The organism is Bacillus sp. CGMCC 1.16541 (genome assembly GCF_003184905.1).
Lineage (GTDB): Bacteria > Bacillota > Bacilli > Bacillales > Bacillaceae_H > Priestia.
In genome coordinates this window covers 1-13,132 of the sequence record NZ_QFRU01000027.1, presented here as the reverse complement: position 1 = coordinate 13,132, position 13,132 = coordinate 1, and the positions used below count along the sequence as shown (strand labels likewise).

The following is a 13,132-nucleotide window of genomic DNA, read 5'->3' as shown; positions in this document are numbered from 1 at the left end:
AAAACAAAAGAACTCCATCTTTCTACAGTATCGTGGAAAGTGGAGTTCTAGACATTACTCTTTTTATGACATCATGCTCTCTTTCTTAATTCGTTTACATGACTGCCTCTCAACAATTTCATGTGGAATACGAATTTGTTTCACAAGATGGTAAGGGCTTTCAATTTTATCGATTAAACTACGAATGGCTTGATAACCAAGTTCAAAAATATTGATGTTAACAGATGTTAAAGCTGGTCTTGCCAGTTCTGAAATCAACACATTATTAAAGCTAATAACCGAAATATCTTCTGGAACAGAGATACCCATTTCATCTAATGTATTCAGTACTCCAAGCGCCATCAAATCATCTGCCACAACAAGAGCTGTTGGTCGGTCTTTTAGTGACATTAACTCATAGACCGCCTCTTTACCACCGCGTTGTAAAAACTCTTCATGTACAACATATTCGTCACGGTATGTTAATCCTGCATTTTGAATCGCTTTGTCGTAGCCTGTTAAACGATCAATCGTTACAACGAGCTGAAGACTTCCACCGATAAATGCAATGTTTTCATGACCTAGGTTAATTAAGTATTCAGTTGCTTCACGACCCGCTCCGAAATTGTCATTATCTACATATGTGATGCAATCATTATCTTTGTAAGGTTTCCCTACTACCACAAAAGGAATATCACGTTCTTGAAGGTACGTTAAAACTTGATCATCAACTTTTGAGTAAAGAAGAATAAGACCGTCTACTCGTCTACCTTGAACCATTTGTACAACTTCTTGAAAGATTTCGTCCTCTGTTTCTCCTGTAGACATGTAAAGCGCTTGCTTTTTTTCATGTGCACCGGTACTAATCCCTCTTAACACTTCTGGGAAAAACGGATTTTGAAACACTTTATCTGCAGAACTTGGCATAACCAGTCCAATTGCTTGCGTTGATTTATTAGCTAAACTTCTTGCAATGATATTAGGATGATACCCTAGCTCCTCCATTGCCGAACGTACACGCTTCTTTGTTTTTTCGCTAATACGTGAACTATTCGCAATGACTCTTGATACAGTCGAAGGTGCAACATTTGCTAAGCTTGCCACATCTTTAATTGTAACACCCATACGTAATCCCCCTTTCCCTACGTTGCCGTTTTAATCATATCACGTTTTTTAAAATGTAAGCTGACTAATTTTACACAATTTTACAAGATGAGAACCTTTATCTCTACTCTTTTATTCAGCTCATTGAAAACGGATACAAAAAAGTGCACTTATGCTTAAATAAGATCCGTGACAAAGCGTCACAGAATGCGAAACATACAATCTATGACACTTTCTTACGGCGTTTACGTGCAAAAAATAAAAACAAACCAAACGATACATATACAAGTACTAATGCGATAATATAAGGCGTGTTTAAGCCTGTTTTATCCGTCACTACGTATACGTTTGCCATTTCACGATCCAATGCGACTTTATATTGTCCATCTACTGGTCGAATGACATCTTCTTCAAGCAACCCTTTTAATTGCTTGTCTTGACCAAATTCATCTTCTGATAAATCAACAACCTGTGTAGATGATGTATTATTAATCGCTACAACAGTCGTCTCATCTTTATATGTTCGTTGATAAAGAGCCATGCCATTCTTCTCATATAGTAAATCAAATGTTCCTCTTGTTAAAGATGGTAATTCTGTTCGTAATTCAGCCAACTTTGTGACGTAATCAATGACTTCTTTATCTGTTCGAAAATCCATTAATCGTCTGTTGTCAGGATCTTCTCCACCATCTAAGGCAATTTCCGTTCCATAATAAACAATCGGAATACCAGGAGAAGTATATAAATATGATAACGCTTGCTTTGTTCGTGCTCCCGGATGCTGTTTGTTTTGCAATGCTTTTCTTGTAAATCGAACGGTATCATGATTGTCAATGAATGTTCCTAATAGATAAGGATTTTCATAGTAAGCTTGGTTGCGCTTCCAAACATCATATGGATTTTGCTGCGATTGATCTACTTTACTAAACGTCGTGGAAACTTGTTCATAAAGTGGAAAATCGACGAACGCATCAATACCTGCTTTATTATATTTAGCGATATAACGTGGATCATTATGCCAAACTTCTCCTAATAGAAAGAAGTCTTCCTTCACACTTTTTACTTCTTTTGAAAACTCCGTCCAAAACTCTTTTGGAACGTGTTTAACCGTATCAAGGCGATAGCCATCAATGTCTGTTTCTTTAATCCACCATTTTGCCACATCAAGTAAATACTTTCTCACTTCAGGATTTTCTTGATTCAAATCCGGAAGACCGTAAATCCAACCATTTTCTACTTCTTCTTGACTATCCCAGTTCGCAATCTCTTTTTGTTCATGAAACCAATCAGCTTTGTCAGGATCATTTAGCCATGGATGATTGTAGCCCACATGATTCACCACAAAATCTAAAATGACCTTCATATCACGCTTATGAGCTTCTTCCACTAATTTCTTTACGTCTTCTTTTGTTCCAAAGTGTTCTTCTACTTCATAAAAATCTTCTGTCCAATAGCCATGATAGCCTTTACCTTCATTTTTAAAAATAGGTGTTAACCAAATAGCTGTAAAGCCCATTTCCTTAATGTAATCAAGTTTTTGTATTACACCTTCAAGGTCTCCACCATGATAAGCTTTTGGATCATCGACATTAACTTCAATGTCATTCTTTTGGTTTCCATTACTAAACCGATCTACCATAATAAAATAAATCATTTCATCTTGCCACGTTCGATCTTCTTTTTCAACGGCCTGCACAGGAAGGCTGTAAAAAAGAAGAAACGGGAGTAGCAACAGAGCCAAAACTCGTTTACCTCTCACCGTATTCTCCTCCTTTAACAAATTATTTACCTCTCCTAGATTATCCCTTCGTACCTCCAGCCGTCAAACCTGAAATGAAATATTTTTGACAAGCTAAGAATAAGAGAGCAATCGGTACTGCAATTAGTACAGAGCCTGCAGCGAAGGCTGTAAACTGGTTACCAAATTGTTTTGAAATCATGTCATAGAGACCAACAGCTAACGTATAGTTTTCTGCTGAACGAAGTAATACTTTCGCTAAGATGAAATCTCCAAATGGTGCTGTGAACGTAAATAATGCGATAACAGCAATGATTGGCTTTGCTAAAGGCATGACGATCTGGAAGAAGATACGTAAGTGACCCGCTCCGTCCATTTTAGCTGACTCATCTAATTCTTTCGGAATCGTATCTAAATATCCTTTCATTAGCCATGTATTCATCGGAATCGCTCCACCTACATAGATTAAAATTAACCCAAGGTGTGTATCGACTAATCTTGTTACAGTTGCTAAGACGAAAATCGCGATTAATGCTGCGAAGTTCGGAATCATTTGTAGAATTAAAAATGTTAGTAACCCATTTTTTCTCCCAATAAAGCGATAACGCGAAAACGAGTACGCTGTTAAGCTAACTAAAATGAGCGAGAAAATCATTGTTAAAATACTAATCTTTAACGAATTTGCGTACCAAATTAGATAGTTACTTTGGCTTGTATCAAACAAAGCTGCATAGTGTTTGAACGTTGCATTTTCTGGAATCATACTTGATCCAGACAAGCTATCCCCAGGATTTAACGAAGAACCTACAATCCAAAGGATAGGGTATAAGATAATAGCAAACATTACGAAAATAACAGCGTATGATAGTGTTAGACGAATGGTTTTTTGTGTTTTTATACTCATAGTTACATCATATCCTCTTCTTGGAATGATTTTGTACGTTTAAATTGCCATAGTGCTACTGTAATAACGATTAATGATAGAATCATCGTAATTGCTGCAGCTTTTCCATATTGCTGAGAAGTCATCGTTAAACTGTAAATCCATGAGATTAGAATGTCGGTACTTCCAGCTGTTTGTCCAGATACTGCAGGTCCACCTGCGTTAAATAAGTAGATTACGTTAAAGTTATTAAAGTTAAACGTATACTGCGTAATTAAAATTGGTGCTGTTGCAAACAACACAAGTGGTAAGGTGATTTTCATAAACTTCTGAATTGCGGTTGCTCCATCCACTGTTGCTGCTTCATATAATTCATCTGGAATCGATTGAAGAACACCTGTTGTCATTGCAAAAATGAATGGGAATCCTAACCATGTTTGAATCATAATGAGTGCAATTCGGCTCCATAATGGTTCTGTCATCCATTTCACACCTTCGATGCCGAAGAATGCTAGAATATCATTGTTAATCGCACCAAACGTTTCATTGAACATCCCGGCAAACACAAGAATGGAAACGAACCCTGGTACTGCCCAAGGTAAAATAAAAACCGTACGAATGATTGCTTTACCTTTTAGATCTTTTTGGTTAATTAAAATCGCTAAGAAAATACCTAATGCTACTTGAAGTGTCGTTGCACCAAACGTCCAGATTAACGTCCAAGCAAATACACTAATAAACGTTTCACGCCAAATTGGCACGGTTGCGATATCAATAAAGTTTTTAAAGCCTACCCAGTCAACTAGCTTTGCTGGAGGTGAATGGTATAAATCATAGTTTGTAAACGCTAATAAAATAACAAACAAAATTGGGAAAATAACAACGAATACGAGAAGAACAAATCCTGGTGAAATCATTAAATATGGGAAACCACTATCTAACACATTGTGATATTGTTCTTTTACTGAACTTAGACGTAATCCTAAGTCTCGTTTTTCACCGTTTTTATAAGCATCGTATAAGTTAAATGCATAAAATCCTAAAGCGAAAACTAATAAAATAACAGATAGAATTCCGTATACTAACAAGAAAATAGAATGATCACGTGGTAACTTTTCACCAAGTGTGACAAGCCCCCATAATCCAATATTCAAGAAGTCTTTAAATACGACAACGAAGGAAATTGTAAGTAGAAGAAATAGCATTCCTTTTAAAATTTGACGATTATATAACTGACCTAACCCAGGGATAATGGATAAGCCTAACGCCACTTTACGATGGTTGCTATTATGCAATGTTTGCTCTGGCTGATTCTCAACATGTTTTAGCTCCATTTTTGGCCTCTCCCTTTCATTCTAAATAAGCAAAACCTTTAATTCATTTGGGTATTTCTATGCAAACGTTTGCGCCACTATTGATGAAAGAGTACCTCTAAGAATGTTAGAGGTACTTCTTCATGTAACTCAGATTATTTTCCGCCGTGGTTCGCTTTAATGTTCTCTTCAATTGTGCCACGAGCTTGATCTAATGCTTTCTTAGAATCAGCTTTACCAGTAATAACTGTTTGGATCGCACTTTGCATCGGAGCCCAAACCTCTGACATTTCAGGGATTGAAGGCATTGGTACTGCATCTTGAGATTGAACAGCTACAGCAGAAGCTAATTCATTATCTTTAATAATTGGATCTTCAAGTAATGCTGTGTTTGGTGGAATTTCTTGTGTTAACTCAAAACGTTTTTTTGCATTTTCATCACTTGTAATGTGATCGATGAACTTTTCAGCCCACTCTTTGTTCGTAGAGAACGATGTTACGTTCCAACCTTTTACACCCATGAATGTTTTGACAGGCTCACCATTTGGTAATTTTGGCATTGGAGCTGCACCAATTTCAATGCCTGCTGCAGTGTAACCTTGGAATGCCCATGGACCATTCATAACAGAAGCAACTTTACCTTCGTTAAATAAACCATCTAATGCACTACCACCGTTTTCACCGATGATACCGTTTGGTAATAACTTGTCTTTGTACCAAGTGTTGATATAATCAACCGCTTCAACGGCTTCAGCACTGTTAATACCTAAGTCAGCTGTATCAAAAGAACCGTCTTTTTCACCGAATACATAACCACCGTAACCGTTTAGGAAACCGTGTGCAAAGTAATAGTTATCAAGTAAAGCTAAGAAACCGTAGTTTCCACCTTTTGTGAAATCTGTTGCAAATGCTTTAAGCTCGTCCATTGTTGCTGGAGCTTCTGGCATTAATGCTTTGTTATAAATGAATACTGGTGTTTCAGTTGCTTTTGGTAAGCCGTAAAGTTTACCATCAAATGTCATAGCATCAACTGATGATTCGCTGAAGCGAGAAGTAGCATCTGAAAGTGTTGTTAACTCTGCAAGTAAACCTTTCGTAACTGCTGGCCCAATGTTATCATGTGGAATTGTTACAACGTCTGGAGCCGTTCCAGCAGGACCATCTAATGCTAACTGCTCTTGAATTTTTGTTGTTTCAACTTCTTTATACTCAATTTTGATACCGTGCTCTTTTTCGAAACTTTTGATTGCGTAGTCTAATGCTGGACCTTTATCTTTATCTTCCCAAACCACTAACTTCTCTGGCTTTTCTCCACCATTACCAGATGCTGGTGATGTGCTTGTCTCTTCATCTTGTGGACCACAAGCTGCTAACATACCAACCGTTAGTGCTGAAGTCATTAATACTGATAACGCTTTCTTCATTATGACCCCTCCGTCAATGTTCGTATTTTCTTTCACTTCTTTTATGTACAAACGTTTGCACGTTCCTTTAAAATAGAACGCTTTCATTTCTAGTGAAAACGTTTGCACTTTCTATAATTCTATTATACCTATAAACTATCGTTTGACAACTACTTTTTTAAAAAATTTTTCTATTAGTCTAATTTTCTATCAACTAAGCGTTTTCAATCGTGATTTCGCTTGACAAAGAAAGGTGATTTTTCTACTCTTTATATAAATTAAGTGAAGTGCAATCGTTTTCACTAAAGGAGCTAAATTATATGTTAAAAGAAGCTATTTATCATCGCCCTAAAAATAACTATGCATACGCTTATGACGAAAAGACGTTACACATTCGTTTGCGAACAAAGAAAAATGACGTCACATCGGTTATCCTCATTTGTGGTGATCCGTATCATTTTGAAAATCAAGCTTGGCAATATTCAGAAGTAACCATGACAAAGAAAGAAACCGATCAACTATTCGATTATTGGTTCGCTTCCGTTCCTCCTACGTTCCGTCGTATGAGATACGGATTTAAATTAAGTAACGAGCAAGAAACACTTATATATGGAGAGAAAGGATTTTTCGATAGTCCTCCTACTGATGATACTGCTTATTATTTCTGTTTCCCTTTTCTAAATGATGCTGATGTGTTTCGGGCACCGAGTTGGGTGAAAGACACTATTTGGTATCAAATCTTCCCTGAGCGATTTGCAAATGGGGATGAATCTATTAATCCTGAAGGAGCTTTAGCATGGGGAAGTACAGAGCCAACACCAACCAATTTCTTCGGTGGGGACTTTGAAGGGGTTATGGAGCACCTTGATTACTTATCTGACTTAGGCATTAACGGTCTCTACTTTACACCTATTTTTAAAGCGTATTCAAATCATAAGTACGACACGATTGACTATCTGGAAATCGACCCTCAATTCGGTGACAAAGAAACGTTTAAACGCCTTGTAGAAGAATGCCACAAGCGCGATATTAAAGTGATGTTAGATGCTGTATTTAATCACAGCGGTTATTACTTCCCGCAATTTCAAGATGTACTAGAAAAAGGAGAAGAGTCACCTTATAAAGACTGGTTTCACATTCGAGAGTTTCCATTAAAAGAAGAACCGATTCCAAACTATGATACCTTCGCATTTGTTCCAAGCATGCCAAAGCTCAATACCGAAAATGAAGAATTGCGTAATTATCTATTAGAAGTTGGAAAGTATTGGGTTGAAGAGTTCAACATTGACGGGTGGCGTCTCGATGTGGCAAACGAAATTGATCATGCATTTTGGCGTGACTTTAGAAAAGCCGTCAAATCTGTAAAAGATGATGTGTACATTTTAGGAGAGATTTGGCATGATTCGATGCCTTGGCTACAAGGAGATCAATTTGATGCGGTCATGAATTATCCATTTACGACAGCTACTTTAAATTATTTTGCCAAAGATAAGATTTCCACATCCGAGTTTGTAGCGGAAATTCAACATGTGCTTTCATCTTATCCTGTAAATATCAATGAAGTTGCATTTAACTTATTGGGTAGTCATGACACACCACGCACTTTAACCATTTGCGATGAATCAATTGAACGAGAAAAATTATTATTTTTATTCCAACTCTCTTTCATCGGAACGCCTTGCATTTATTATGGAGATGAGATTGGCATGACTGGTGGAGCTGATCCAGGTTGTCGAAAGTGTATGATTTGGGATGAAGAAGAACAAAACCAAGAATTACTACGTTTTACAAAACAATTAATTTCCTTGCGAAAACAGCACGCTGCATTTGGTAATCATGGTGATATTACATTTTTAGAAACAGAAAACGGCCTTTTATATACCAAATCAAACGAACAAGAAACCATTTTGTTTGCGTTAAACAATCAACCTGAATCAATTTCTATATCGCTTCCAGAAAACTTACAAAACAAAGTGCTAACAAACTTGCTAACAGGAGAGCAATTCGCTGCAAACTCAACAAATGTTAGCGTCAATTTAGCTGAATTTGGATTTGAAATCTTAAAGATTGAACAAGAATATCAATTATAAAAAGTTTGAGCTGTTTCAGATGAGGCACACACCCCCTCTATTTGAAACAGCTCTTTTTCATCTTTCACTTCGGTGAACGAGTCTTCGATACATATTCGGTGAGATTCCTTCTTTTTTTTTAAAGAGACGCGAAAAATACGTATCATCATGAATGCCTACTTTTTCTGCTACCTCTTTAATTTTCATATTTGTTGTCGCTAATAAAATTTTTGATTGAGAAATGCGATACTGCTGTAGGTAATCCACAGGCCCAATCCCCATTGTTTTTTTCATACTTCTCGCAATGTAATCGGGGTGATAATGCAACTTTAACGCTACTTCTTGAACTGAGATATCTTCTTTAAAATGAGTACGAATATAGGAAATGAATTTATCACATACTCGTTCGGCAGCTGTCGGAATTGCCAAGGCTTCTTTTTGAAGAATAATGAGAATTTCTTGAAACACAATTTGTTGCTGTAATTTATTTTCAACTGAGCCGTATTCATTGAGATGGACTAACTGATCGAGCTTTTGTTCAATAATTGCTCGGTTATCAAACCGGCCATAAGTAGGTAGTTGAAACATAAATTGAGCAGGCTCTGTAAATGTTCCTCCCCTTTTAAACAAGTCCCTCCATCGAAGTGATGCATGTGCTTCAAACGAAAATGACCCTTCTACTAGAAAATGAAACCAAATAACATCTGTACGTTCACCACACCCTTGGTGACCATAATGCTCTAAGTCCGGAGATAGTAAGATATACTCCCCTTCGTTTACTTCGTACTCCACTTCGTTTTCTGTCATATATAATGTTCCTTTTTTTACATATAACAAATCAAACACTGTGTACGTACGCTTAAAATGTTTCTTGCCTTTCAAAAATGTATGCGTACCTCCAGTAATAAAGGTCGGAAAAGGAGGTACTTTAAACACTACCATCATTCCAATTGTCTCCCCTTTCTGTATAAAGCTGTATTCATAAACTTTATTGTGATTTTAGCAGTTTTTCGTCATAACTTGACCGCATCAATAAAGTCGGATTTGTATGGTAGGTATCGTTTTTATCTCTTTTTATTATAACGAAAAACCTTTACTATATTACTAGTTTGTATGTCGGATTTGTTAAAAGGAGAATAATATGAGTAAACTCAAAGAACATAAAAAAATGGCCCTCTTTGCCTTAACGTGGCCCATCTTCATCGAAATTTTTCTCCATATGTTAATGGGAAATGCTGATACCCTCATGCTTAGTCAATACTCTGACAATTCAGTAGCTGCTGTAGGGGTCGCAAATCAGATTCTTTATGTCATTATCGTCATGTTTGGATTTGTAGCCACAGGTAGTTCAATTATCGTCGCTCAGCAATTAGGGGCTAAAAAGCAAAAGGAAGCTTCAGAAGTTGCTGTCATCTCCATTATTGCGAACATTATCTTTGGAGCTATTTTAAGTGTAGGTGTTTATTTTTCGGCTAAGTACTTACTGAGTATGATGGATTTGCCCAATGAATTAATGGGAGAAGCAACGGTTTACTTACAAGTAGTTGGTGGACTGTCAGTAATTCAAGCGGTCATTATGACAATTGGAGCCATTTTGCGTAGCTATAGTTTTACGAAAGATACGATGTATGTCACGATTGGCATGAATATTTTAAATATTATAGGAAACTATTTTGTAATTTTCGGTCCGTTTGGATTTCCGGTACTAGGAGTAGAAGGCGTTGCTTACTCGACAGCTATTAGTCGTTTTATTGGTTTAATCATCATTGTATTTATTTTACTAAAACGAATTAACGAAAAGCTTCCATTCTCTACTTTTTATAAATTACCAAGTATCCATTTAAAGAATTTATTACGTATTGGCATTCCATCTGCAGGTGAACATTTATCTTACAATACATCTCAAATGGTGATTACCTATTTTATTACCATGATGGGAACAGAAGCATTAACAACAAAAGTGTATGCTCAAAACTTAATGATGTTTATTTTCTTATTTAGTGTCGCAATCAGTCAAGGAACTCAGATTTTAATCGGCCACCTTGTAGGAGCTGGGAAGTTAGACGAAGCGTATGAGCGTTGTTTAAAAAGCTTAAAACTATCGCTACTCATCTCAACACTAATGGCCGTTATTTTCTCATTTTTCTCAGAGTCACTGTTAAGAATCTTTACATCTAATACAGATATTATCGCTGTCGGTAGTATTCTTATTTTACTAACCATTATTCTTGAGCCTGGCAGAGCGTTTAACTTAGTAATCATAAACAGCTTGCGAGCAGCTGGCGATGTTAAGTTCCCTACCTATATAGGAATCTTATCGATGTGGGGAATCGCTGTTACCATTTCGTACTTATTAGGAGTCGTATTTGGTTTAGGATTAGCCGGTGTGTGGATTGCTTTTATCGTTGATGAATGGCTAAGAGGTTTAATTATGCTCTGGCGTTGGCGTTCAAAGGTATGGGAGCAAAAAGCATTTGTTCCAAAAACCGCTTAGCTTCCCTTTTTCATAAAGAGCGATTTGTTCCTTCTTTCACAAAAGAACGGGAACAAATCGCTCTTTTGTTTTCTCTTTGTTCTCCCTCTCCACTCGCTATGATCCACATAACAATTCACGAATCAACAAGTATGTAAGGATTTCTAACATGATTATTGATTTCACCAATACTGACTGGAAGCGCTTACCTTAACTTTTCTTGAAAAATAGGCGTTTTTATTGTAATTCCCACTTGAAATTTCTGAAAATTAATCATATGATATTAAACATAACATATCATGTAATAAAACCTTACATTTAAATCAAGGGGGATGGCAAATGAAAAAGGTTGAAGCGATTATTCGTCCAGAGAAATTTCAAGCATTACGTGAAAAGCTTGAAGAAGTAGGGATTAATGGTTTGACAGTATCGGAAGTTGCAGGGTGTGGACAACAAAAAGGACAACAAGGACTATTCAGAGGAAGAAGTTTTGAGATAAAGCTTGTACCAAAAGTGAAAGTTGAAATGGTGGTAGAAGCAGAACACGTAGACGAAATTATAAGGATTATTCAATCAACATGTGCAACGAATCAGATTGGAGATGGAAAGATTTTTGTTTATCCAGTCGAAGATGCCATTCGTATTCGCACAGGAGAATCTGGATTACAAGCTATTTTGTAAAAGATAACTACCCAATAGAAAGGATGAAAAAAATGAAAAAGAAAATCGGTGCTCTTTTAACGGCAGGTTTATTCAGTGCAACAAGTGCGAATGCAGCTGCTCCAACAGTGGAAACGGTAAGTGCGTCTTTAGATATGATGTGGGTGATGATTGCAGCATTTTTAGTATTCTTCATGCATGCTGGATTTGCAATGGTAGAAACAGGATTCACTCGTTCTAAAAATGCACTAAATATTTTAATGAAAAATATGCTCACTGTTTCAATTGCTTCTGTTCTCTATTTCGTTGTAGGATACGGAATTATGTTCGGTTCTTCAGGTGGAGGATTTATCGGAACGGACGGTTTCCTTTTAAGTGGTCATCAAGATCAAATTGGATTCTTTGTTTTCCAAGTTGTGTTTGCAGCAACTTGTGCAACCATTATCTCTGGAGCAGTCGCTGAACGAATGAAATTATCTAGTTATATCTTTCTAACAGTGGTCATGACTGCATTCATTTATCCAGTGGTTGGTCACTGGATTTGGGGAGGCGGCTGGTTATCTGAACTAGGATTTGTTGATTTTGCTGGTTCAACAGTTGTTCATTTAACAGGTGCATTAGGAGCAGTCGTCGCGGTTAGTTTCTTAGGAGCTCGTATCGGAAAATATAAAAATGGAAAAGTAAATGTCATTCCTGGTCACAACATTCCTCTTGGTGCGTTAGGTGTGTTCATTCTTTGGTTCGGTTGGTTTGGGTTTAACGGTGGTAGTACATTAGCAGCAGACCCTGAGCTTGTTCCAAGTGTCATTGCTACAACGCTTATGTCAGCTTCATGCGGTGTCATCTCATCAGCACTTTATACCCTTATCCGCTATAAACGGATTGATGCAAGCTTAACATTAAACGGAGCTCTTGCTGGGTTAGTCGGTATCACAGCTGGAACAGCAAATGTATCCATTATTGGTGCTTTAATTATCGGATTAATTGCAGGTGTCATTTTAGTAGAAGCTGTTCAATTCTTCGATAGCGTTTTAAAACTAGATGACCCAGTAGGCGCGATTTCAGTTCATGGTGTTGTTGGTATTTGGGGAACATTAGCTGTTGGTCTTTTCGACACAGCAAACGGATTATTCTACGGCGGTGGTGCGAGCTTACTAGGTATTCAAGCAATTGGAATTGGAGCGGTCATGGTATGGACAATGGGAACAGTCGGAATCTTCCTCTTTATCTTAACTCGTTTCTCTTCTATTCGTGTATCTCGTGAAGAAGAAATCTCTGGACTGGACTTTGCTGAACACGGTTCATCTGCATATGAACTTCGTGAAAACTTACTATCACAAGGAAACAGCGATCCATCACCTGAATTCGGCCTAGGTTTAATTGATCGACTCAATAACGTCAGTCAAGTAAGTAAAACAAACGAATCACTCTAAATAAAAAAGCACTGCGTATGTGAAGTGACCCCTAAAAGTTAGACACGGTTATTTCATTATGCTGCTTGCTCAAAATG

The 13,132-nt window shown here is 37.1% G+C and carries 10 protein-coding genes; 4 read left to right on the top strand and 6 right to left on the bottom strand.

The window, feature by feature from the left end:
• Positions 1-63: 63 nt before the first annotated feature.
• The 5 genes from DIS06_RS17560 to DIS06_RS17540 all read right to left on the bottom strand — a co-directional run bounded on the left by DIS06_RS17560 (position 64) and on the right by DIS06_RS17540 (position 6,441).
• The gene (locus DIS06_RS17560; protein WP_110114537.1) at positions 64-1,104 is read right to left on the bottom strand and encodes a LacI family DNA-binding transcriptional regulator; all 1,041 of its coding nucleotides are present in this window, start codon (positions 1,102-1,104) and stop codon (positions 64-66) included.
• A 202-nt stretch (positions 1,105-1,306) separates the two neighbouring features.
• On the bottom strand, positions 1,307-2,842 hold the full coding sequence (locus DIS06_RS17555; protein WP_110114536.1) for an alpha-amylase family glycosyl hydrolase: 1,536 nt from the start codon (positions 2,840-2,842) through the stop codon (positions 1,307-1,309).
• A 40-nt stretch (positions 2,843-2,882) separates the two neighbouring features.
• Complete coding sequence (locus DIS06_RS17550; RefSeq protein ID WP_110114535.1) at positions 2,883-3,725, bottom strand: sugar ABC transporter permease; 843 nt, start codon at positions 3,723-3,725, stop codon at positions 2,883-2,885.
• A 2-nt stretch (positions 3,726-3,727) separates the two neighbouring features.
• The gene (locus tag DIS06_RS17545) at positions 3,728-5,038 is read right to left on the bottom strand and encodes a carbohydrate ABC transporter permease (RefSeq protein WP_110114534.1); all 1,311 of its coding nucleotides are present in this window, start codon (positions 5,036-5,038) and stop codon (positions 3,728-3,730) included.
• A 134-nt stretch (positions 5,039-5,172) separates the two neighbouring features.
• Positions 5,173-6,441 (bottom strand): sugar ABC transporter substrate-binding protein, encoded by a 1,269-nt coding sequence (locus DIS06_RS17540; RefSeq protein WP_110114587.1) that lies wholly within the window; start codon positions 6,439-6,441, stop codon positions 5,173-5,175.
• A 299-nt stretch (positions 6,442-6,740) separates the two neighbouring features.
• On the opposite strand from DIS06_RS17540, the gene DIS06_RS17535 reads away from it, so the two are divergent.
• Positions 6,741-8,510 (top strand): alpha-glycosidase, encoded by a 1,770-nt coding sequence (locus DIS06_RS17535; RefSeq protein ID WP_110114533.1) that lies wholly within the window; start codon positions 6,741-6,743, stop codon positions 8,508-8,510.
• Positions 8,511-8,567: 57 nt separating this feature from the next.
• Here the strand turns inward: DIS06_RS17535 and DIS06_RS17530 are convergent, their stop codons facing one another.
• A complete protein-coding gene (locus DIS06_RS17530; protein ID WP_110114532.1) occupies positions 8,568-9,434 on the bottom strand; it encodes an AraC family transcriptional regulator in 867 nt (288 codons plus the stop codon).
• Positions 9,435-9,630: 196 nt separating this feature from the next.
• Between DIS06_RS17530 and DIS06_RS17525 the strand changes: the two genes are divergently transcribed.
• From DIS06_RS17525 to DIS06_RS17515, 3 genes are all read left to right on the top strand, one after another.
• Positions 9,631-10,983, top strand: a complete 1,353-nt coding sequence (locus tag DIS06_RS17525; protein ID WP_110114531.1) for an MATE family efflux transporter — start codon at positions 9,631-9,633, stop codon at positions 10,981-10,983.
• Positions 10,984-11,301: 318 nt separating this feature from the next.
• On the top strand, positions 11,302-11,643 hold the full coding sequence (locus DIS06_RS17520) for a P-II family nitrogen regulator (protein WP_110114530.1): 342 nt from the start codon (positions 11,302-11,304) through the stop codon (positions 11,641-11,643).
• A 32-nt stretch (positions 11,644-11,675) separates the two neighbouring features.
• Complete coding sequence (locus tag DIS06_RS17515) at positions 11,676-13,055, top strand: ammonium transporter (protein ID WP_110114529.1); 1,380 nt, start codon at positions 11,676-11,678, stop codon at positions 13,053-13,055.
• Positions 13,056-13,132 lie beyond the last annotated feature (77 nt).